Origin of the sequence: Vibrio profundum (genome assembly GCF_050337555.1) — a bacterium.
Classification (GTDB): Bacteria; Pseudomonadota; Gammaproteobacteria; order Enterobacterales; family Vibrionaceae; genus Vibrio; species Vibrio profundum.
In genome coordinates this window covers 75129-96628 of record NZ_JAKJTA010000010.1, presented here as the reverse complement: position 1 = coordinate 96628, position 21500 = coordinate 75129, and the positions used below count along the sequence as shown (strand labels likewise).

18 protein-coding genes and 1 tRNA gene are annotated in these 21500 nt (G+C 47.4%); 16 read left to right on the top strand and 3 right to left on the bottom strand.

Annotated elements, in window-relative coordinates; translation table 11 throughout:
• Positions 1-251: 251 nt before the first annotated feature.
• Positions 252-2285, bottom strand: coding sequence for an excinuclease ABC subunit UvrB (uvrB, locus tag L4C34_RS11175; protein ID WP_428789417.1), 2034 nt, complete (start codon positions 2283-2285; stop codon positions 252-254).
• 392 nt (positions 2286-2677) lie between these two features.
• Here uvrB and L4C34_RS11170 point away from each other — a divergent pair.
• The 10 genes from L4C34_RS11170 (at position 2678) to L4C34_RS11125 (ending at position 11385) form a co-directional block, all read left to right on the top strand.
• Positions 2678-2753 (top strand) — tRNA-Asn (locus L4C34_RS11170).
• A 275-nt stretch (positions 2754-3028) separates the two neighbouring features.
• Positions 3029-3610, top strand: coding sequence for an electron transport complex subunit RsxA (gene rsxA, locus L4C34_RS11165; protein ID WP_428789416.1), 582 nt, complete (start codon positions 3029-3031; stop codon positions 3608-3610).
• A complete protein-coding gene (rsxB, locus tag L4C34_RS11160; protein ID WP_428789415.1) occupies positions 3610-4206 on the top strand; it encodes an electron transport complex subunit RsxB in 597 nt (198 codons plus the stop codon). Before rsxA ends, rsxB begins: the two co-directional genes overlap by 1 nt.
• Positions 4207-4208: 2 nt before the next feature.
• Positions 4209-6887: an electron transport complex subunit RsxC gene (gene rsxC, locus L4C34_RS11155; RefSeq protein WP_428789414.1), complete on the top strand. Its 2679-nt coding sequence runs from the start codon at positions 4209-4211 to the stop codon at positions 6885-6887.
• A complete protein-coding gene (rsxD, locus tag L4C34_RS11150; RefSeq protein ID WP_428789413.1) occupies positions 6887-7933 on the top strand; it encodes an electron transport complex subunit RsxD in 1047 nt (348 codons plus the stop codon). The genes rsxC and rsxD overlap by 1 nt, the downstream gene beginning before the upstream one ends.
• Before the next feature lie 2 nt (positions 7934-7935).
• Positions 7936-8571 carry an electron transport complex subunit RsxG gene (gene rsxG / locus L4C34_RS11145; RefSeq protein ID WP_428789412.1) on the top strand — a complete coding sequence of 212 codons (636 nt, stop codon included), beginning with the start codon at positions 7936-7938 and terminating at the stop codon, positions 8569-8571.
• A complete protein-coding gene (locus L4C34_RS11140; protein ID WP_428789411.1) occupies positions 8564-9256 on the top strand; it encodes an electron transport complex subunit E in 693 nt (230 codons plus the stop codon). Before rsxG ends, L4C34_RS11140 begins: the two co-directional genes overlap by 8 nt.
• Positions 9257-9277: 21 nt before the next feature.
• Positions 9278-9913 (top strand): endonuclease III, encoded by a 636-nt coding sequence (gene nth / locus L4C34_RS11135; protein ID WP_428789410.1) that lies wholly within the window; start codon positions 9278-9280, stop codon positions 9911-9913.
• A 49-nt stretch (positions 9914-9962) separates the two neighbouring features.
• On the top strand, positions 9963-10379 hold the full coding sequence (gene gloA / locus L4C34_RS11130) for a lactoylglutathione lyase (RefSeq protein WP_428789409.1): 417 nt from the start codon (positions 9963-9965) through the stop codon (positions 10377-10379).
• Positions 10380-10428: 49 nt separating this feature from the next.
• Positions 10429-11385, top strand: coding sequence for an AEC family transporter (locus L4C34_RS11125; RefSeq protein ID WP_428789408.1), 957 nt, complete (start codon positions 10429-10431; stop codon positions 11383-11385).
• A 73-nt stretch (positions 11386-11458) separates the two neighbouring features.
• On the opposite strand, the gene cysS is transcribed toward L4C34_RS11125, so the two are convergent.
• Positions 11459-12844: a cysteine--tRNA ligase gene (cysS, locus tag L4C34_RS11120; protein WP_428789407.1), complete on the bottom strand. Its 1386-nt coding sequence runs from the start codon at positions 12842-12844 to the stop codon at positions 11459-11461.
• A 233-nt stretch (positions 12845-13077) separates the two neighbouring features.
• The gene (locus L4C34_RS11115; protein ID WP_428789406.1) at positions 13078-13977 is read right to left on the bottom strand and encodes a LysR family transcriptional regulator; all 900 of its coding nucleotides are present in this window, start codon (positions 13975-13977) and stop codon (positions 13078-13080) included.
• A 164-nt stretch (positions 13978-14141) separates the two neighbouring features.
• Between L4C34_RS11115 and L4C34_RS11110 the strand changes: the two genes are divergently transcribed.
• The 6 genes from L4C34_RS11110 (at position 14142) to L4C34_RS11085 (ending at position 21407) form a co-directional block, all read left to right on the top strand.
• Positions 14142-14531 (top strand): RidA family protein, encoded by a 390-nt coding sequence (locus L4C34_RS11110; protein ID WP_428789405.1) that lies wholly within the window; start codon positions 14142-14144, stop codon positions 14529-14531.
• A 43-nt stretch (positions 14532-14574) separates the two neighbouring features.
• Positions 14575-16035 carry an aldehyde dehydrogenase family protein gene (locus L4C34_RS11105; protein WP_428789404.1) on the top strand — a complete coding sequence of 487 codons (1461 nt, stop codon included), beginning with the start codon at positions 14575-14577 and terminating at the stop codon, positions 16033-16035.
• Between the two features lie 77 nt (positions 16036-16112).
• Entirely contained in the window at positions 16113-17102 is a 990-nt protein-coding gene (locus L4C34_RS11100) for a membrane dipeptidase (RefSeq protein ID WP_428789403.1), read from the top strand.
• 109 nt (positions 17103-17211) lie between these two features.
• On the top strand, positions 17212-18855 hold the full coding sequence (locus L4C34_RS11095) for a BCCT family transporter (RefSeq protein ID WP_428789402.1): 1644 nt from the start codon (positions 17212-17214) through the stop codon (positions 18853-18855).
• 96 nt (positions 18856-18951) lie between these two features.
• Entirely contained in the window at positions 18952-20685 is a 1734-nt protein-coding gene (locus L4C34_RS11090) for a hypothetical protein (RefSeq protein ID WP_428789401.1), read from the top strand.
• Entirely contained in the window at positions 20682-21407 is a 726-nt protein-coding gene (locus L4C34_RS11085; protein ID WP_428789400.1) for a DUF3726 domain-containing protein, read from the top strand. Before L4C34_RS11090 ends, L4C34_RS11085 begins: the two co-directional genes overlap by 4 nt.
• Positions 21408-21500: the final 93 nt, after the last annotated feature.

The following is a 21500-nucleotide window of genomic DNA, read 5'->3' as shown; positions in this document are numbered from 1 at the left end:
AATGCGTTGCAATTTGTGTAAATAATTGCATTAAGATTCGCACTTTGCAAAGTCATTTTGAGTGAAAAATACAAGCTGCTTGATAAATAAACGAAAATTTATTGGCACGCTATATGCGATAACTAAAGCTAACCCTAACGGGTTACCTAGCCAACTGACGTTGTTAGTGAACTTAGTTTTCACACATATGAGCCAATAGATGTCGTTTCTATTGGCCATTTTTTTATGTGCTCAACTATTATTTTAGGTGCTCAACTATTGACGATAAATTGCTTACGCAACGTTTCTATTTCATCGCGTTTCTGGGCCGCCAACTCAAATTCTAAATCCTGCGCATGTTTATACATCGCCGCTTCGAGCTTACTGATCTCTTTGTCTAACTGCTGAGGCGAAAGCGTTCCATAGTAAGATTGAGATGATTCGGCCACTTTAGATAACGGAACCGCTTGGTTCGACTTCCGCTTTTTACCCTTAGCGATATCACCCAGCTCCATAATGTCTTGCACGTTCCGCTTCAGCGCTGTTGGCTCAACGCCTATGGCCTCATTATGCGCTTGCTGTTTTCCACGGCGGCGTTCGGTTTCATCCATCGCCTTTTTCATCGATTTCGTTACTGAGTCTGCATAGAGTATCGCCTTACCCTCTAAATTACGGGCCGCCCGGCCAATGGTTTGGATTAACGACCGCTCTGAACGTAAGAAGCCTTCTTTATCCGCATCTAAAATCGCCACCAACGACACTTCCGGCATATCTAAGCCTTCTCGCAACAAGTTAATACCAACTAAGACATCGAACTCGCCGAGACGTAAATCTCGAATGATTTCCACCCGCTCTATCGTGTCAATGTCTGAATGCAGATAACGCACCTTCACATCATGTTCGGTTAGATATTCAGTCAGATCTTCCGCCATTCGTTTGGTGAGTGTGGTCACGAGAACTCGCTCATCGCGCTGGCTACGCAAGCGAATTTCCGACAACAAATCATCCACCTGAGTCGAAACAGGGCGAACTTCCAGTTCAGGATCAAGCAGGCCAGTCGGGCGAACAACCTGATCCGCGACGTCATCTTGTGACTTATCTAATTCATAATGGCCCGGCGTTGCTGAGACAAAAATGGTCTGCGGCGCCAAAGCCTCAAATTCATCAAACTTAAGCGGGCGATTGTCTAAAGCAGAAGGAAGACGGAAACCAAACTCCACCAATGTCTCTTTACGAGAACGATCTCCCTTAAACATCGCACCAATTTGCGGCACGGTGACGTGTGACTCATCAATGACCAATAAACCATCTTTGGGCAGATAATCAAACAGAGTGGGTGGAGGCTCACCTTCAGAACGCCCGCTCAAATGACGGGAGTAGTTTTCGATCCCTGAACAAAAGCCCAGTTCCATCATCATTTCTAGATCAAACTGTGTGCGCTGACTGATCCTCTGTTCTTCCAATAACTTGTTGTTATTTTTAAGATAACTGACTCGCCCTTCCAGCTCTTCACGAATCTTTTCTATTGCCTCTAAAATACGCTCACGCGGAGCGACATAGTGAGTTTTGGGGTAGATGGTAAACCGAGGAAGATCGCGCTGCTTGATAGCGCCTGTCAGCGGATCGAACAAACTGATACATTCAATCTCATCATCGAACATCTCAATTCGTACTGCATCTTGCTCTGATTCCGCCGGAAAGACATCAATCACTTCTCCGCGCACCCTAAATTGGCCACGCTCAAACGTCACATCATTGCGCGAATATTGAATTTCTGCCAAGCGGCGTATTATATCACGTTGATTTATCATATCGCCGCGACTCACGTGCAGCATCATTTTCAAATAAGATTGCGGATCGCCAAGGCCATAAATCGCTGAAACTGAAGCCACGATGATGGCATCCTCTCTTTCCAACAATGCTTTGGTCGCAGAAAGACGCATTTGCTCAATATGCGCATTAACCGAGGAATCCTTCTCAATGAAGGTATCAGTCGTCGGCACATAAGCTTCAGGCTGATAGTAATCGTAATACGAGACAAAATATTCCACCGCGTTATTGGGGAAAAACGACTTCATCTCACCATAGAGCTGAGCGGCTAGAGTCTTATTCGGCGCCAGAATAATCGCAGGCCTCTGGGCTGTCGCAATCACATTCGCTAATGTAAACGTCTTACCTGAACCCGTGACCCCAAGTAATGTTTGATGCGCTAGCCCCGAATCCAATCCATCAAGCAATTGCTCAATGGCTTGCGGCTGATCCCCCGCAGGCTGGTAGTCAGACACCAAATCGAATACTTTTTTCATAATTACTCCAGCTATTTACCCGCATATATCGAAACCCTACCGACTTGAGTATATTGTCACCGCATTTACTCACGACATCAAACGTCAGATTGCCACCTTCCCGAACAAAAATTACAGCAACCTGTAGAAATCTTAGTTTACCTCATAACAATCAATTAGATATAAACACGAAACAATCAGAAATACCCCAAAATTCTTTGTAATCAAACGATTTCAACTTGTAACCAACATGGTTATCCACAAATTTAGTGGATAAGTAACCCAAGGCCAATAACTGCAAGCTCTAACGGAAAGTAAAGGTATTTTGTTGATTTATATTTTTAATTTTAATCCTTATTCCTGTGTTGACATCGTTTTATCAGGGCGCTAGTATTCGCCCCGCTTTAAGCAATTCCCCCTTAGTTCAGTTGGTAGAACGGCGGACTGTTAATCCGTATGTCGCAGGTTCGAGTCCCGCAGGGGGAGCCAAATTTTGAAGGCCCATTCTTTAGGATGGGCCTTCTTCGTATTTGCGATTTGAAATTGGCATGTTCGCCTGACTAAGGTGGATTTTTTGCTTATGCTTGAACAACAAACGGAATTTGCTTAACTCGACAACCATGCAATTCGTAGATAAGTGCCCATCGCAATGCTGTTTAAAATGTGGTGAGCAGCCTTACTCATAAAACCCTATTAATGCGTGGTTGTTATTGGTTGAGTGAAACACGATAATATTACAATCGAAACGTTAACACTTAACTACTATGACCGAATATTTTTTGTTGATGGTCGGCACCGTCCTAGTCAACAACTTTGTACTCGTAAAATTCTTGGGACTCTGCCCGTTCATGGGCGTGTCGAAAAAACTAGAAACCGCCATTGGCATGGGGCTAGCAACGACCTTCGTGATCACCTTAGCGTCGGTTTGCTCTTATCTAGTTGAAAGCTATATCCTTCGCCCTCTTGGCCTCGATTACTTGCGGACGATGAGCTTCATCCTTGTCATCGCAGTTGTGGTGCAATTTACCGAAATGGTGGTGCATAAAACCAGCCCTACTTTATATCGTCTACTCGGCATTTTCTTACCGCTTATCACGACCAACTGCGCCGTTTTGGGCGTCGCATTGTTGAACATCAACGAAAACCACAACTTCATTCAGTCGATCGTGTATGGCTTTAGCGCCGCTGCTGGTTTTTCTTTAGTGTTGATTTTATTCGCTTCGATGCGAGAACGCATTGCGGCCGCCGATGTTCCTGCGCCATTTAAAGGGGCCTCGATTGCTATGATCACCGCAGGTCTTATGTCGCTCGCCTTTATGGGCTTCACTGGATTGGTGAAGTTGTAATGAGCTCGATTTTATTGGCCATTTTGGCCTTAGCCGCGCTCGCGGCAATTTTCGGTGCCGTATTAGGCTTCGCTTCTATTCGCTTTAAAGTCGAATCTGACCCTATCGTCGAGCAAATCGACCAAATTTTACCACAGACTCAATGCGGTCAATGTGGCTATCCTGGCTGTCGCCCCTACGCTGAAGCGATTGCGGGCGGTGACAAAATTAATAAATGTCCACCGGGTGGCCAAGCGACAATCGAAAAACTGGCGGATCTTATGGGTGTTGAAGCCGAGGAATCCGCACATGACCTCTCTGATGCTGTCAAGAAAGTGGCCTACATTCATGAAGACATGTGCATCGGCTGTACTAAATGTATTCAAGCCTGCCCAGTAGATGCCATCGTCGGGGGTACCAAAGCTTTACATACTGTCATTAAAGATGAATGTACCGGCTGCGACTTATGTGTTTCCCCCTGCCCGACCGACTGTATTGAAATGATTCCAGTCACCACAACAACCGACAATTGGAAATGGCAGTTAAACCAAATTGCCTCCGTCGACGTGACCGACATCGCCTCATCAAATAGCTCCAAACATGCCAGCGAAGGATAATCATGCAGTCGTTAATTGAACAAATCAAAACTGGCGCGATGTGGGACTTCCCGGGAGGCATTCACCCACCGGAGAATAAGCGCCAATCTACTCAGGCCTCCATCGTCAGTGCTTCGCTACCGAATGAAATAGTTTTGCCGCTTAAGCAACATATCGGCCATCCGGGCAACTTAGTGGTAGAGGCTGGTGATAAGGTGCTCAAAGGGCAACCTCTCACTCAATACGACACTAGCTTTATGCTACCGGTCCATGCACCAACCTCAGGAACCGTGACTGCCATTGAGCCAAGAACCATCGCACACCCATCTGGGTTAAGCGAAACTTGCATTATTCTCCAGCCCGATGGCAAGGACCAATGGGTTCCTCTTAGCCCTTGTGCAGACTATGCCCAACGTTCACCCGATGAGCTTATCGAAATAATCCGCCAAGCTGGAATCTCTGGAATGGGCGGTGCTGGTTTTCCCACCGCCAAAAAAGTGCAATCTGGGCTCGCTCGCACCGAGATACTGATCGTGAACGCCGCCGAATGTGAGCCCTACATCACTTCAGATGACATGTTGATGCGCCACTACGCAAACGAAATCATTGATGGCATCAGTATTGTCGAACACATCTTAAAGCCCAAGCTCACCATCATAGGGATCGAAGATAACAAGCCGGAAGCGGTGAGTGCGCTTCAAAACGCAGCCAAAGACAAAGATTTGGTCATTCGCGTTATCCCGACCAAATATCCATCGGGCGGCGAAAAGCAGCTGATAAAGATCTTAACCAACAAAGAAGTTCCAAATGGCCGTATCCCAGCAGATATCGGCATTTTGGTTCAAAACGTAGGGTCGCTTTACGCCATACACAAGGCGGTGTGTGACGGAGAGCCCTTGATCAATCGTTTGGTTACCCTAACAGGCAAAGCCTTTAAAACACCCCGCAACATCTGGGCATTAATTGGCACACCAATTGACGGCCTGCTGAATGAATTTGAATACAAAGAAGAAAAAAAGTCGCCGCGGCTAATTTTGGGCGGACCAATGATGGGATTCACCCTCCCTCATGCTGGCGTGCCGCTAACCAAAACAACCAACTGCATTTTAGCGCCAAGCCGCAAGGAAATTAGCCCAAGCCAGTATGAAATGGCCTGCATTCGCTGCGGCCAGTGCTCAGATGCTTGCCCAGCGTCACTGCTACCACAGCAACTACAATGGCATGCCAAAGCAGAAGAATACGATAAGTGTGAAGAGCTACATCTCAAAGACTGTATCGAGTGCGGCGCATGTGCTTACGTTTGTCCAAGTGAAATCCCACTGGTTCAATATTACCGCCAAGCCAAAGCAGAAATTCGGGTACGCAAAGAAGAAACAGAAGCAGCAGAACGAGCTCGCCTACGCTTCGAGGAGAAAAAAGCCCGACTGGAACGCGACAAAGCAGCGCGAGAAAATCGCTTCAAAGACGCAGCCAACAAACGTCGTCAAGAGATGAAAACACCTGCTGGTGACGATGCGATCGCGGCAGCCATCGCTCGAGTCAAATCTCAAAAAGACCAGACCAAACCGCAACAACAAAAACCCGCAGTAGCAGCAGCCATCGCTCGCGCAAAAGCGCAGCAAGCTGCTGCACTTCAAGCAGGTAACGAGCCTGACAATACCGAAATGTCGAAACTCCGAGCGGAGCGCAAGCGACTCGCTAGAGAGAGAAAAGCAGAAGCTGAAACGTCCAATGCGACTGTGGAAGAGCCCCGTAACAAAGACGAAAAGATAGACGCTGTGGCTGCGGCCATTGCTCGCGCTAAAGCCAAGAAACAGGCTGCTAGCCAATCATCAGCTGACGCCGCCGCTGAACCCAGCAAACAAGATAGCAAAAAAGACGCTGTCGCCGCCGCAATTGCTCGCGCCAAAGCCAAAAAGCAGGTAGCTAGCCAAGCGCCAGCTGATACAGCTGCTGAGCCAAGCGAGCAAGACAGCAAGAAAGCCGCTGTCGCCGCCGCAATTGCCCGTGCAAAAGCCAAGAAGCAAGCCGCTAGCCAAGCACCAGCTGACACGGCTGCCGAGCCAAGCGAACAAGACAACAAGAAAGCCGCCGTCGCTGCTGCGATTGCCCGCGCAAAAGCCAAGAAGCAAGCCGCTAACCAAGCACCTGCTGACACAGCTGCCGAGCCAAGCGAACAAGACAACAAGAAAGCCGCCGTCGCCGCTGCGATTGCCCGCGCAAAAGCCAAGAAGCAAGCCGCTAACCAAGCACCTGCTGACACGGCTACCGAGCCAAGCGAACAAGACAACAAGAAAGCCGCCGTCGCCGCTGCGATTGCCCGCGCAAAAGCCAAGAAGCAAGCCGCTAGCCAAGCACCAGCTGACACGGCTGCCGAGCCAAGCGAACAAGACAACAAGAAAGCCGCCGTCGCCGCTGCGATTGCCCGCGCAAAAGCCAAGAAGCAAGCCGCTAACCAAGCACCTGCTGACACAGCTGCCGAGTCAAGCGAGCAAGACAGTAAAAAAGCCGCTGTCGCCGCCGCGATAGCTCGCGCAAAAGCCAAAAAGCAGGTTGCTAGCCAAGCGCCAGCTGACACTACGATTGAACCAAACGAGCAAGACAACAAAAAAGCCGCTGTCGCCGCCGCAATTGCTCGTGCCAAAGCAAAGAAACAAGCACGACACGCCAACCCGTCCAATGATATCGAGGAGAAAGAGTAATGGCCTTTTTTATCGCCAGCTCACCCCATACGCACAGTAAGCGCAGCACCCCTAACCTGATGAAATGGGTGGCACTTTGTGCTCTTCCGGGACTTACCGCTCAAACTTACTTCTTTGGCTGGGGCAGTATTATTCAGGTCATCTTCGCGATTATCGTGGCTCTCGCGCTTGAAGCGGCAGTCATGTGGGCGCGCAAACGTCCACCTATGTCGGCCTTACGCGACAACAGCGCATTAGTCACCGCGTGGCTGCTAGCCGTTTCCATTCCTCCTCTTTCACCTTGGTGGATAGTCACTATTGGCTTAATCTTCGCGATTGTTGTCGCGAAGCACCTTTACGGCGGTATTGGACAAAATTTGTTTAATCCTGCAATGGTCGCATACGTCGTATTACTGATTTCATTCCCCGTACAAATGACCAGTTGGGTTGCGCCCAGCCAACTATCCAACGACCCGCTCTCCTTTATTGACTCTCTATCGTTGATTTTTAGCCATTTCACTCAAGATGGGCTTTCTTTACAGCAAGTGCGGGCGGGCATTGATGGGGTAACCATGGCCACGCCATTAGATGCTTTCAAAACAGCACTGCACGGTGGACACACGGTTTCCGAAGCACTAAAACAACCTCAATTTGATGGCTTAGCTGGCATTGGTTGGGAATGGGTCAATATGGCCTACCTAGTTGGTGGCCTTATGATGATTCGCCTGCGTGTGATTAGCTGGCATATTCCTGTCAGTTTTCTTACGGGTCTGTTTGTTACAGCGGCGCTATTTACGCTGTTCACACCCGGAGGGACCGCATCACCAATCATCCATATTTTGTCTGGCGCGACCATGCTTGGCGCTTTCTTTATCGCTACCGACCCGGTGTCTGCCTCAACGACAATCAAAGGTCGACTGATCTACGGCTTTTTTATTGGCTTTTTGGTCTTCATCATCCGCAGCTTTGGTGGGTTTCCCGATGGCGTTGCCTTCTCGATACTCCTCGCAAACATGTGCGTCCCTATGATTGATTACTACACAAAACCTCGCACTTACGGTCACTGATTATGATTAACGCTATTCGTAAAAACGGACTGGTTCTGGCTATTTTTGCCAGTGTCTCAACTGGCTTGGTTGCCCTAACCCATTATTTGACCGAAGATCAAATAAACCACCAAGAGCAGCGTCATCTCATGTCGATCCTCAACCAAGTTGTGCCGCCATCGTTACACGACAATAAACTGTACAAATCATGTACCTTAGTCAATGACCCGGCCCTAGGAACAACTGAGGCAATGCCAGCGTATATTGCCACTTTAAACGGTAAACCGAGTGCAATGGCCATCGAGTCTATCGCGCCGGACGGCTACAGCGGCGCAATAAAAATCATCGTCGGCATCAAACAAGACGGCACCATTACTGGTACTCGCGTATTGGCACAAAATGAAACACCTGGGCTCGGCGACAAAATTGAATTAAGCCACTCAAACTGGATCTTGTCGTTTACCGGAAAAAAAGTCACCGAGCAAAACCTGCCGACATGGAAAGTGAAAAAAGACGGCGGCCAATTTGATCAATTCACTGGTGCGACGATTACGCCAAGAGCTGTGGTGAAAGCCATCAAAAACACGGTGATGTTCGTCGATCAAAACCGAGCCAAAATCCTCTCTCAACCAATGAATTGTGGAGCGAAAGATGACTGAACATAAGACGCTAATCAAAAATGGCCTATGGAATAACAACCCAGCTTTAGTCCAAATCCTTGGCTTGTGCCCCCTACTGGCTGTGTCAACGTCAGTCATTAATGGCCTTGGCCTTGGGATCGCGACCATGTTGGTACTGGTCGGGTCTAATATTGCTGTATCGCTCGTTCGTGAGTACGTGCCAAATGAAATTCGTATTCCCGTATTTGTTATGATCATTGCCGCGTTAGTTACCTGCGTTCAGCTATTGATGAATGCCTACGCTTACGGCTTATACATGTCACTCGGGATCTTCATTCCACTGATTGTAACCAACTGCATCATCATCGGCCGCGCGGAAGCCTTTGCGTCAAAAAATCGCGTCTTACCTTCCATTCAAGATGGGTTTTGGATGGGAATGGGTATGACCAGTGTACTCGTGGTATTAGGCGCGATGCGAGAATTACTAGGCAGTGGCACCTTGTTTGGCGGTGCTAACTTATTACTTGGCCAATGGGCTAGCTCGTTGAAAATTGTTGTATTTCATCCCGATAACAGCTTTTTACTGGCACTTTTACCGCCGGGCGCTTTTATTGGTTTAGGCCTGTTGATTGCGCTCAAATACGTCATTGACCAAAAAATGCAGCAGCGCCAACCCAAACCGGAAAAACCAAGTATTGAACGTGTCCGTGTGACAAACCAATAATCAAACTGAGCCTGATTCGCAATGAATAATACCAAACGCGCCGAGATCTTGACTCGATTAAGAAATGAAAACCCTCATCCAGAAACCGAATTAAACTGGTCGAGTCCATTTGAGTTATTGATTGCCGTGCTGCTTTCTGCTCAAGCGACGGACGTCAGTGTCAACAAAGCCACTGACAAGCTCTACCCTGTCGCCAATACACCTCAAACGATATTTGATTTGGGCGTTGATGGCGTAAAAGAATACATAAAAACGATTGGCCTATTTAACTCGAAAGCTGAAAATGTCATCAAAACCTGCCGCATTTTACTCGATGAGCATGCTGGAGATATTCCTGAGGATCGCGCCGCACTGGAAGCTCTGCCGGGTGTTGGACGTAAGACTGCCAATGTCGTGCTAAATACAGCCTTTGGTTGGCCAACCATTGCCGTTGACACTCATATTTTTCGCGTCTCAAATCGCACCAAATTCGCGATGGGCAAGAACGTCGATGAGGTTGAGCAAAAGCTATTGAAAGTGGTCCCGAAAGAGTTCAAAGTAGATGTCCATCATTGGCTGATCCTGCATGGGCGCTACACTTGCGTGGCCCGCAAGCCAAGATGTGGTAGCTGCATCATTGAAGATCTCTGTGAATTCTCTGAAAAAACAGAATTGTAAAGAAAATATTTATCCTGAAAGCTAAGGTCTAATGGCCTAGGAGTAAACCATGTCTAACGGACGCATTCTGCATACTATGTTACGTGTTGGCGATCTTGACCGCTCAATTAAATTCTACACCGACGTCATGGGCATGACGCTGTTAAGAACCAACGAAAACAAAGAATATAAATATACTCTCGCCTTCTTAGGCTATGGCGACGAAGCTCAAGGTGCCGTGATTGAGCTCACCTACAATTGGGACACCAGCGAATACGAGCATGGTAATGCTTTCGGCCATATCGCCGTTGGTGTTGAAGATATCTATTCAACCTGTGACGCAATCAAACAAGCTGGCGGTAATGTCAGCCGTGAGCCGGGTCCAGTCAAAGGTGGCACAACTCATATCGCCTTCGTTAAAGACCCTGATGGCTACATGTTGGAACTCATCCAAAATAAGCAAGCCACTGAAGGTTTAAATGGCTAATCCCATCATCTATTAGGCCACACGCCTAAATTAAGGTTAGGAGCTTGATATGAGTGTTTACCCTATCATGCTCCCTATTTTATTTTGTATCGGCCTTGGCTATCTCTCCACAAAATTTGCGCTGCTCAAACGAACCAATCACCGCTCATTGAGCAAAATTACCCGCACCGTATTCATTCCCACACTACTTTTCATTAACACCGCAACCTTAGCGGTACCCAGCGGCTATAGTTGGCACTTTCTCGCGGCCTATTATTGTGGCGTGTTTATCGTGTTTGTTCTTGCTAATCTCGTCAGCCGTTGCATCTTGCGTACTCCGCTCAATAAACAAGGCGCCTTTTCTGTCGCCGCAACTTATTCCAATACCGTCATTGTTGGAATTCCGGTATGCCTATACATGCTCGGTGAACGTGCTCTACTGCCTGTCTTTATTCTTCTTTCCATCAACACGCTGGTGGTATTTGGTCTTGGAATAATTTGGGCTGAATGGCAATCCACATCCGTAAAAAGCCTCAATGCGCGCATTCTCAATGTGGGAGGAACTTTGATCCTCAACCCGCTGATAGCCAGCCTGTTAATGGGTAGCTTACTGCGTGTATTACACATAACCATTCCTCCGGTCATAGAACACACTCTTGCCTTTATCGCCCAAGCTGCGCTGCCATTATCGCTTTTTATCTTAGGTGGCTCTCTCTACCAATACAGCCTACGCAAACAATGGCGGCCAGCCCTCGTCATTAGCTTAATCAAACTGATCGTGCTGCCATTGTGCGTTTGGTTATTCAGTCGTTACCTATTTGATCTCAGGCCTCTTTGGGCGTCAGTCGCCACTCTTATTGCCGCAATGCCCGTTGGGCTCAACGCGTATTTCTTCTCCGACACCCAAAATAGCTGTGCCGATACGGTTGGGGCAAGCATCTTAATCTCAACATTATTGAGCACTGTGACAATTAGCTTGATAGCCATACTTCTTCATCTTCCGGCAACAACCACAGTGCTAAACTGAACACTTCCTCTATGAACTACACCAGTAAAGCGAAATCGGTAATGCGACATCAGTAAAGTAACACCGATAAAAGCTACAAGGGTAAAAGCTGCACTGAAAAAGACGGTCCCGCTAGGTCGTTAATTTGATAGCCCATCTCTTTTACTCGCTGACGGACCTCATCTGCCTGCGCGTAGTTTCCTTGCTTCTTTAGCGTCAATCGCTGAGAAGCGAGCCGTAGCACTTCATCAGGGATGGAAGTTTCAGCAACCTTATCCAGTTCAATGCCAAATATCTGATCAAAATAACGTAACGTGGCCTTTTTACTCGCGGGTTCTATATCGCTATCTAACACTTCCCATACCAGAGCTAAAGCCTTAGGCATGTTTAAATCGTTATTGACGTGCTGTAAGAATTGAGCACGAAAGTGCTCATTTATGTCGCCGCCATCAGGAAGAGCACTGGCTTTCTGCCGTAAACGTTGCAGTGTTTTTTGCGCGCTGGCTAAGCTTCGCCAACTAAAGTTAAGTTGACGGCGATAGTGACTAGTGAGCGTCAAATAGCGATAGGCCAGAGGGTCATACCCATGTTTGATCACATCCTCTAGTAAAAGAGAAGCTCCCGACTTGGATATTTTTTCATTGTCTAATTTCAAGAAATAGCCATGCAGCCAATAGTTAGCTTGAACATGCCCATTCTTTGCTTGGCATTGTGCAATCTCATTGGTGTGATGAACAGCAATGTGATCTTCTCCCCCAATATGAATGTCGAAACGCTCACCTAAATACTTTTCTGCCATGGCTGAACATTCAATATGCCACCCCGGAAAGCCTTTCCCCCACGGGCTATCCCATTCCATTTGCCTCTGCCTTTCCCCACTAAATTTCCATAGTGCAAAGTCGGTGGGCTGTTTTTTCTCCGCCATCTCAACCCGAATCCCAGCAGCAAGTCCTGTTTTATCCAACTGAGCAAGTTTTCCATAGTCCGCGAGTTGATGGGTATCAAAGTACACACCATCACGCGTTTGATAGGTGTAGCCACGGCTTTCTAAAGAACTAATAAAGGCAATTTGCTCTCGGATATGCTCGGTTGCGCGGCAAGTAAGACTTGGCGCAGCAATATTCAGCGCCTGTAAATCAGAAAAAAAAGCTTGTTCATAGAACTTGGCGATATCCCAGGCTGATTTTCCTTGCAAGCGCGATCCCTTTTCCATTTTGTCCTCTCCGGTGTCACCATCCGAGACCAAATGACCGACATCAGTGATGTTCATCACGTGATTAACCTGATAGCCGTTCAGAGCCAGCACCCGTTTTAATACATCGACAAACAAGTAAGTGCGCAAGTTACCAATATGGGCGTAATCGTATACGGTCGGCCCACAGGCGTATAAACCGACGTTAGTGCCGTCAATGGCCTGAAATTCGCTGACTGTGCGGTCTAACGTATTGAACAACTTTAGTTGAGGCTGAGGTTTAAACATAAATCATATCCTTATAAAAGCAAAAAGGCCGTAGATGCGAACATCACGGCCTAAAGGGTTCTTGTGTTAGTGGACTATATCGAAATCGAAACGCGCAGAAACCGGCCGCAAATTTGGTATTTACAGCAACAACAAACGGGGTGAAGACAATTCAAAATCAGTTTCATACCTTTCAACCTAAAAGATTGTGGGCAGAAATACAACCTCGGTATTTTCATTGTATCGTTGCCATATCAATTGCCTGTGATATCAATTTTGTTTCCACCAAGCTTTTCAACACATAATCGCTGAAATAATTGAGCGGGGGGAGAAAGGGTCCGTTCGGATAATTGGAAGATACCGATCTGACGCTGAATCATGGGATCCACGAGTGGTAACCAAATTAATTGAGTTGTGTGACTGGGCAAGGCGAGTTTCGGCAAGGTGGTAATACCAATCCCTTGCTCTAATATCGACAGCAAAGAGGTAATGTTCTCGATATTGTATAAAGCATTATCACTTAGAACTCGAGCTGGAGTCGCTTCCAGTAGCCTACACGTACCATTACTAATAAAAGGAGAGGACAGTAAATCTTGCCATTTCAAGCCTTCTTTATGTTGCGCGAGCGCGTTACTCTCTAAACACACCACGCCGATAGGGTCTGATAATATTGGGGTAAAAAGCACGTTAGCGTCAGCATAATGAGAATGATTCCCCACGGCCAGATCCACTTCGCCAGACAGTAACCTCGTCTCAACCCCGTGGGCATTGTCATCGATTAAACTGACTTCTACTTGAGGATACTTCGTACAAAACTCAGCCAACACTGAAGGTAATAATTTGGCCGCCACGGATGGAACGCTAGCGATGCGGACTCGGCCTATTTGTCCATCTGCTGCCGAATATAGATCACTTTCCAATCGCCGATAATTATCCAGAAACTGCAGCACCTTAGGTAAACAAGCTTCGCCAAACAAAGTAAGTGTCGATTTGTTGCCCGATTCAAACAGCGACTGGCCCAATTTCTTTTCTAATTCTTTAATTGAAGTCGACAGAGCCGCCTGAGAGCGGTTTGCTCGCTGGGAAGCGGCGCGAAAACCACCTTCTTCGACCACCATCACAAAATGATTTAATTGTTGCAGCTTAATACTCATCGTCTATTCCCTTACAGCCCTTTTCCTATCGCAGTTAAACGCATTTGATAAGTTTTATTTATCAAGTGAACAAAATTTACCATTAGATTTATCAAATATCAAAAGGCAGTATCTAACCCCATCAAAACATTGCCATTACATAATTAAAACATTTGGTGAATCCGATGAATAATAAACAGCCTGTAAAAACCGCCCTATTCGCTTCAAAAGCGCCACTAGAATGGGCAATCGTGAATAACGGCACCCTATATACCGCACAAATTCCTATCAATGAGACTGGCATCGTTGTCGATGGCGGAATAGAAGCGCAAACTCGGCAAGTTTTTCAAAACCTTATCCATACTCTCGAATGTGCAGGAGAAGGGCTGGATTCCGTTCTTCAAGTCCTGATTTATGTGACTGACCGTTCACACTTAAAAGTGGTCAATGAGATGTATGCGCAATACTTTGAAGCCCCTTTCCCTAATCGCGCTGCGATTGTTGTTGCAGGCCTAGCACGTGAAGAAATGCTGGTTGAATTTGTGGTTTACGCGGGCGTTTCTGACAGCGAATAACGAGCCCACTGAAAGGCGATGATGCCATTATTAGGACAAAAAAATGACTCTACTAAAAAATGTTCACTCCGAAAAATCTCTCTATATTGCTGGTGAATGGCAATCTGGCGATCACACGATCACCAATGTAAACCCTTCGAATATAAATGAAAATCTTGGCGAGTTTGCCCAAGCAAGTAAACAACAAGTACAACAGGCTATTTCAGCGGCTAACCAAGCACAACCAGAGTGGGAAAATACACCGCTTGAACGAAAGCAGACTGTGCTTCAAGCCATCGGTGATGAACTCATCGAAAGGTGTGATGAACTGGGCACTTTACTATCAAGTGAAGAAGGTAAGCCATTTACTGAAGGTCGAGGAGAGATTTACCGAGCTGGGCAGTTTTTCCAATACTTCGCCGCTGAAGTATTACGCCAAATGGGCGACACGGCTCAATCAGTTCGTCCTGGTGTCACGGTTGAAGTGACCCGCGAAGCCGTTGGCGTCATCGCAATCATCTCACCTTGGAATTTCCCAACCGCGACTGCCGCATGGAAAATTGCGCCAGCACTCGCGTTCGGCAACAGCGTGGTTTGGAAGCCCGCTAATTTGACCCCAGCCAGCGCCGTCGCCTTGACTGAAATCATTCATCGCCAAGGCCTACCTGCAGGAACCTTCAACTTGGTGCTTGGTAGTGGCTCACAAGTTGGCGACACCCTGATTCATTCAAAAGAAATTGGCGGTGTGAGCTTCACAGGCTCAGTGGAAACGGGACGTAAAGTCGCAGCAGCAACCGCGCCAAACTTTGTGCGTAGCCAATTAGAAATGGGCAGTAAAAATGCGCTCGTTATTGCCGACGATGCCGACATCCAAATCGCTGTTGAAGCAACGATTGCAGGTTCTTTCTCTGGCGCAGGCCAAAAATGTACTGCCTCTTCTCGCCTTGTGGTCATGGACAAGGTCCACGACCAATACGTCGATGCTCTAATACAACGTATGAGCACGCTAAAAGTGGGCCATGCTCTGCAGGATGGCATCTTCATGGGGCCAGTCGTCGATGACAAACAACTTGAGTCAAACTTCTCTTGGTTAGAGAAAGCCAGCCAAAGCGGCGCAGAACTTGGGGTTGGCGGCGAGCGTTTAAGCCTCGAACATGAAGGCTACTATATGTCACCGACCTTGCTGCTGAATACGAAAAACTCTTGGTCAGTAAACCAAGAAGAGGTTTTTGCACCAATGGCTTGTGTAGTTCGAGCCGCCAGCTTAGAAGAAGCGATTTGGACGGCCAATGATACTCGTTTTGGTCTTACTGCGGGCATTGTTACCCAAAGCCTACGCACCAGCGCCATGTTCAAACAACAAGCACAAACTGGCTGCGTGATGGTTAACCTTCCAACCGCAGGTACTGACTACCACGTACCTTTCGGCGGCAGAAAAGCATCCAGCTTCGGCCCACGTGAACAAGGCCAATACGCTAAAGAATTCTATACCGTTGTAAAAACTGCCTATCAACGTCCGTACTAAGCACTTACACCTCAATAGAAATGGGCCTAATTCATAACGCATTAGGCCCCATGCTAAGATTTTATCAAGGAATGGCTATGTACCATCAAAATATCGTTATCGATGGCTTGCAGTACTGCAACTGGGATCGTGAATACTTTCAAACTCTTAAAGCCAGTGGTATTACCGCCGTGCACGCCACTTTGGTTTATCATGAAAACGCCCGAGAAACCCTGTCTCGTTTCGCTCAGTGGAACCTGCTGTTTGAACAGCATGCCGACCTCATCATGCCTGTGCATGCAGTGGAAGATATCCACACCGCTAAATCGATGGGCAAAGTCGGTATTTTACTCGGCGCACAAAATTGCTCACCAATTGATGACGAAATTGGCCTAATTGAAGTCATGCGCCAGCAAGGCTTGCTGATCATGCAGTTAACTTATAACAATCAAAGTTTGCTAGCGACAGGTTGCTATGAGAGCAACGATACCGGCATCACCCGCTTTGGCCAACAAGCTATCGCTGAAATGAACCGCGTTGGCATGATCATCGACATGTCACATAGCGCAGAACGTTCAACCCTTGAAGCCATCGACCTATCATCTCGACCAATTTGCATTAGCCATGCGAACCCGACTTTTGCTCATGCAGCGAAACGCAACAAATCCAACTCGGTGATCAAAGCACTCGCAACACGAGGCGGCTTAATTGGTTTTAGTTTGTACCCATTCCACTTGCCAAATGGCAGCCAGTGCACTCTAAACGACTTCTGCCAAATGGCGGCTGACACCGCTGACTTAGTGGGCGTTGAGCACCTAGGGATAGGCAGCGATCTGTGCTTAAACCAGCCTCAACAAGTCTTAGAGTGGATGCGTAATGGTCGCTGGTCGAAAGCCATGGATTATGGAGAAGGCTCAGCAACCAATTCAGGTTGGCCAGACTCATTACCTTGGTTTAGCGGTAGCTCAGGCATGGAGAATATTTACCATGGCCTCATCCAACACGGATTCGACGAGTCTGAGGCGAGTCAAATATTAGGTGGAAACTGGCTCAGCTTTTTAGCGCAAGGACTCTCGCCAGCGGCATAATCTTTGTTTGATAGAACATATCGGCCACAATAAAAATAATCCGCCGATATGCCACCCCTCGTCTTCCGCCAGACATCTTTGGCGGCAGACATACCTCTGGAGTTAGAGCATGTCTGACACAACCAACATCGTAAACACCTCACCCTTGGATTCTAGTGTGAAAAGTGGCCAAAGCGCTTCTCTCAGCTCATCGAATAGTCAAACATCGAGCGATAACGAAGTGACCGGTGAGTCACGCACCAAAGTCAGTTCATTTGGATTAAGCAATCCCGTTTTTTGGTATAGCGGTGGCTTTATTGCCCTGTTTGTATTCACCGCCCTTTACGACAATACGCTGTTATCGAAACTGGTTAATGCTGGTTTTGCTTGGTCGGTGGCTGTGTTCGGTCCGTATTGGCAATTACTACTACTGCTGACTTTTGTCATCGCCCTTGGCTTAGCGGCTGGACGAACTGGGCAAGTTAAATTAGGGAATCTAGACAAACCTGAAACAGATTCGTTTCGCTGGGTAGCGATGATCTTTTGTTCATTGCTTGCAGGAGGCGGCGTATTCTGGGCAGCGGCGGAGCCAGTGGCTCATTATATTCATCCGGCGCCTGTCTTTAGTGTTACTCACAGCGACCAACAGCTTGCCGTCAACGCTTTATCACAGTCTTTTATGCATTGGGGATTTTTAGCTTGGTCGATTGTCGGCAGTTTGACCGCTATCGTATTAATGCACCTTCATTACGATAAAGGCTTGCCATTAAAACCAAGAACTTTACTGTTTCCTATATTAGGAGATCGAGCACTCAACGGACACATAGGTTCACTCACTGATGCTTGTTGTATCATTGCCGTTGCGGCCGGAACAATCGGACCTATCGGCTTTCTCGGCTTACAAATCAGTGCGGAATTGCACACCCTATTCCAGCTACCAAACGGTTTCACCACGCAGCTGGTGATCATTTTGTGCTCCATCACGTTTTACACTCTATCGGCGCTGAGCGGGCTCAATCGTGGTATGCAGATATTGAGTCGCTACAATATCATCCTAGCATTGTCCCTAATGGCGTACATTTTAATATTTGGTCCGACTAACTTTATTATCAATGGTTATATCCAAGGTATGGGCAGCATGCTGGATCACTTTATTGCTATGGCAACGTATCGAGACAACCAACCTTGGCTCAATCAATGGACTCTATTCTTCTGGGGGTGGTTTCTAGGATATGGACCTATGATGGCAATTTTTATCGCTCGCATCTCGCGTGGGCGAACCATCAGACAACTCGTGGTCGCGATCAGCATTGTCGCTCCGCTTGCCACCTGTTTTTGGTTCTCAATTGTCGGTGGAACCGGCCTAGCCTTAGAAATCGCCAACCCAGGTAGTGTTAGCCATGTGCTAGAAGGAGCAAATATCCAAGGTGCCCTATTAGCTATCACGCAGCAGCTCCCTTTGCCCACGTTCATCTCAGTATTGTTTTTAGTGCTGACCGCCATCTTTATCGTTACCACTGGTGACTCAATGACCTATACCATCAGCGTTGTGATCAGTGGCAGCACAGAGCCAAACCCAATGCTCCGAGTATTTTGGGGAATCATGATGGGGGCAACCACGTTGGTCTTGATTACGCTCGGCTCAGGCGGTATTTCAGCGCTGCAGTCGTTCATCGTCATTACTGCGGTTCCCGTTTCGCTAATTTTGCTTCCTTCCCTATGGAATGCACCGAAAGCGGCGATGGCAATGGCAAAAGCACAAAACATTCGCTGATCCGCAATCATATAACGAAAGCAAACACCAAGGGCGGAGATTCGCCCTCACTCATACATCGATAACACTAATAATGAAAAAATAACGGTGAGTAATATGGATATCAATCGTTCTACCTTGCACACAACACCCCTTTTCCGTAGCCCTAGTACGGTTATGTCACCCGCGAGACTCGGCGCCATGCACCAAACCCGCCTGAGCTTCGTGCGTACACTATTGCGAAAAATAGCGTCACAACATTGGCAAGTCGACGTCAAAGAGTGGCACCTCTGCCCACGAGGCTTTGGCCACGTAATATACCGGCTTTGTACTCCAAATCATGTGTATCACTTTGTCGCCTTTTGTAATGAAATTGCTGACGAAGAACGTAATGACAGAGTAATTGCCGAAAAATGGGATGTCACCTTCGCCCTTATCGAAGGTGACATCACAGCGGAACTCATGACACAGCTGCGAGACAACGTGCCACGCCAAGAAGCGGGCAGAAACTCAAACAAGGTATTAGTCTTAGCGCGAGCCAACAAGAGCGTACGCGTATTCGATCACATTATTGACCAACTGGCGAAAGGCTCTCAACCCAATCCTAAAGAGCTTGCAGAAGCAGGCTACATACTTCGCACCACAGCGGTCTACGGCAACGGTAAGTTCGGCATTGCTGACTTTAAGCGCCTAGAAAACAACCCTGATTTTAGTCAGTCGTTTAGCGCTCAAATGTGTGCCGTCTACCTACTTCGAGAATTTAGCCTCGCTTGGGTTAATTACCTCTCGGCTCAGCAAGGCGGCGATCATTCAATCGGCCTACATCCAGACCTTCAACGCTATCTTGGTGTCGGTAATGCCACGGGGCTGGGGATGGCACCTTACTTAATCAGCCATCCTGCAATCGTTGATCAATGGATGACAACACGAGAAACGGCTCTTGCCTCTGTCTTATCTCAGCAAGTTTGCCACGAAAAAATCCGTTCGCTCAATGCACTACTCAACAAAGCTATCTTGCATTTAACTCAAATCGTCACGGTGAACGAGCGTCAGCAAAGCCTAAACAGAGAAGCCGTTGATAATCTAAGCGCCCTTACGCTTGATTTGAACTCAATCGTTACACCAAATCATGATTGGCATCCACTGCTCGAACATTCCAAATGCATGTCTTTTGAAGCGCAAGAAGTGATTCTTACTTGTCTATTGGAGCTTTACCCCAACTTAGTCGATCAGTACCAAGAACAAATGAACTGCAGTGAAACCCTTGACTTACCGAGTGGCAAATCGGTAGGCGATTTAATCAAGGCACTGGAGAAAAAATACCATTGGGCGATCAGCACTGATTTTTCAAAGCCTCAAAACAATTATTGGTTTTGGTATCGCTCTGAAGACAAAGAAGAGCCAAGGCTAGGCGTACGAGGAGAAGAAAATGGTGAAGAGAAAGAACTGCCGCTTGATGTCGCACGGCAAGCCCATCACCTCTACAAAGCATTGCTTATCAGTTCGCCAGAGACTCCTTTAGCAGAGTTCCTACTTCAGCACCCACAACATCGCTCTATCGCGCGCCGGACATGGACATTGAGCCAAAAAGTCATGGGGGATATCCAAATGAACGTGTTGCACGAATCCGCTTTACCTATTCATTTGCTACGATGCAAGTTAGCCAATTTTGGTGCCACTAAATTTGACCCAAGATCCGATCGCTGGGTTCGAGTGACTTTCTACCAAGGCGCTCCCCTGCTTACCGACTTACACGATCCTTCCTATCACGATAATTGGGTATTCCCACTATTGCCCGAGCAAAAAGACTTACAGCCAGTAAAAACATCTCGTCAAGGAGACGCACTATGATCGTTTCACACAACGAATTAATCACGGCTGTCCATAAGGCATTTTGGGGCATGCGCCGATCTTGTGGCGAAGCGGATATGATTGCAGATATGGTTGCCAGTTTAGAAATAGCAGGACTTCACGGCGTGCATCACTTTAATAAAGCCAGTACCTTTCTTCAATTGGAAGACGACCGTCCAGCCGAGATAGAAGCGATCGGTAGCGACCGCCTGACGGTGGAACTTCACAATGCAAGTTTGGCTTGTCACATGCCAGCTCTCATCGCTTTCGCGATTGAAAAAATGGCCAATACTGAAACGCTGACGCTGGATATAAATCACTGCCACAATCGCTGGCTTGCATACAGTGAACTTGCCAAGCTATCTGATTTAGGCTTCGCTTGTAGCGCTCAGTGGAGCAATGGTTCGAGCCCAAAACGCACTCTATTTGTACTCAATCAAGATTGCAACTTACCTGAGATTTTTCTATCTGACCACATCGTCGAGGATGAATATCAGAGCATGACGCTCACCATTTCTAAACGTCACTTTGACATAGCTGACCTCGCGTCTGACTTCAGTATTCATATTGACTCAAGCGAATTAAAGCAAGCTCAACAAGTCGCTTGGAATGAAGGTATTAGCGTCGATGAAGCAGAGTGGGAGATATTAGTGAACACTGGCAAAGCCATTTTGGTGGAGAACAGCGCACGCTCGATTAAGGGAGCTGGGGAGTTGGTTTAACCAGCTCAGTGATGAACTTAACGAAAACTCTCACCAAAACGTAATCCCAAAAGTCGACTTCTCCACCTAGGTGAAGCCGGCTTCTCTAGGCTT

Excerpts from the sequence above, each read along its gene's own strand:
- L4C34_RS11115 (WP_428789406.1), bottom strand. The coding sequence starts at position 13,977 with ATGAGTATTAAGCTGCAACAATTAAATCATTTTGTGATGGTGGTCGAA.
- cysS (WP_428789407.1), bottom strand. The coding sequence starts at position 12,844 with ATGTTTAAACCTCAGCCTCAACTAAAGTTGTTCAATACGTTAGACCGC.
- rsxB (WP_428789415.1), top strand. The coding sequence starts at position 3,610 with ATGAGCTCGATTTTATTGGCCATTTTGGCCTTAGCCGCGCTCGCGGCA.
- L4C34_RS11140 (WP_428789411.1), top strand. The coding sequence starts at position 8,564 with ATGACTGAACATAAGACGCTAATCAAAAATGGCCTATGGAATAACAAC.
- L4C34_RS11090 (WP_428789401.1), top strand. The coding sequence starts at position 18,952 with ATGGATATCAATCGTTCTACCTTGCACACAACACCCCTTTTCCGTAGC.
- rsxG (WP_428789412.1), top strand. The coding sequence starts at position 7,936 with ATGATTAACGCTATTCGTAAAAACGGACTGGTTCTGGCTATTTTTGCC.
- nth (WP_428789410.1), top strand. The coding sequence starts at position 9,278 with ATGAATAATACCAAACGCGCCGAGATCTTGACTCGATTAAGAAATGAA.
- L4C34_RS11085 (WP_428789400.1), top strand. The coding sequence starts at position 20,682 with ATGATCGTTTCACACAACGAATTAATCACGGCTGTCCATAAGGCATTT.
- rsxD (WP_428789413.1), top strand. The coding sequence starts at position 6,887 with ATGGCCTTTTTTATCGCCAGCTCACCCCATACGCACAGTAAGCGCAGC.
- gloA (WP_428789409.1), top strand. The coding sequence starts at position 9,963 with ATGTCTAACGGACGCATTCTGCATACTATGTTACGTGTTGGCGATCTT.
- L4C34_RS11100 (WP_428789403.1), top strand. The coding sequence starts at position 16,113 with ATGTACCATCAAAATATCGTTATCGATGGCTTGCAGTACTGCAACTGG.
- L4C34_RS11125 (WP_428789408.1), top strand. The coding sequence starts at position 10,429 with ATGAGTGTTTACCCTATCATGCTCCCTATTTTATTTTGTATCGGCCTT.
- L4C34_RS11105 (WP_428789404.1), top strand. The coding sequence starts at position 14,575 with ATGACTCTACTAAAAAATGTTCACTCCGAAAAATCTCTCTATATTGCT.
- rsxC (WP_428789414.1), top strand. The coding sequence starts at position 4,209 with ATGCAGTCGTTAATTGAACAAATCAAAACTGGCGCGATGTGGGACTTC.
- uvrB (WP_428789417.1), bottom strand. The coding sequence starts at position 2,285 with ATGAAAAAAGTATTCGATTTGGTGTCTGACTACCAGCCTGCGGGGGAT.
- rsxA (WP_428789416.1), top strand. The coding sequence starts at position 3,029 with ATGACCGAATATTTTTTGTTGATGGTCGGCACCGTCCTAGTCAACAAC.
- L4C34_RS11110 (WP_428789405.1), top strand. The coding sequence starts at position 14,142 with ATGAATAATAAACAGCCTGTAAAAACCGCCCTATTCGCTTCAAAAGCG.
- L4C34_RS11095 (WP_428789402.1), top strand. The coding sequence starts at position 17,212 with ATGTCTGACACAACCAACATCGTAAACACCTCACCCTTGGATTCTAGT.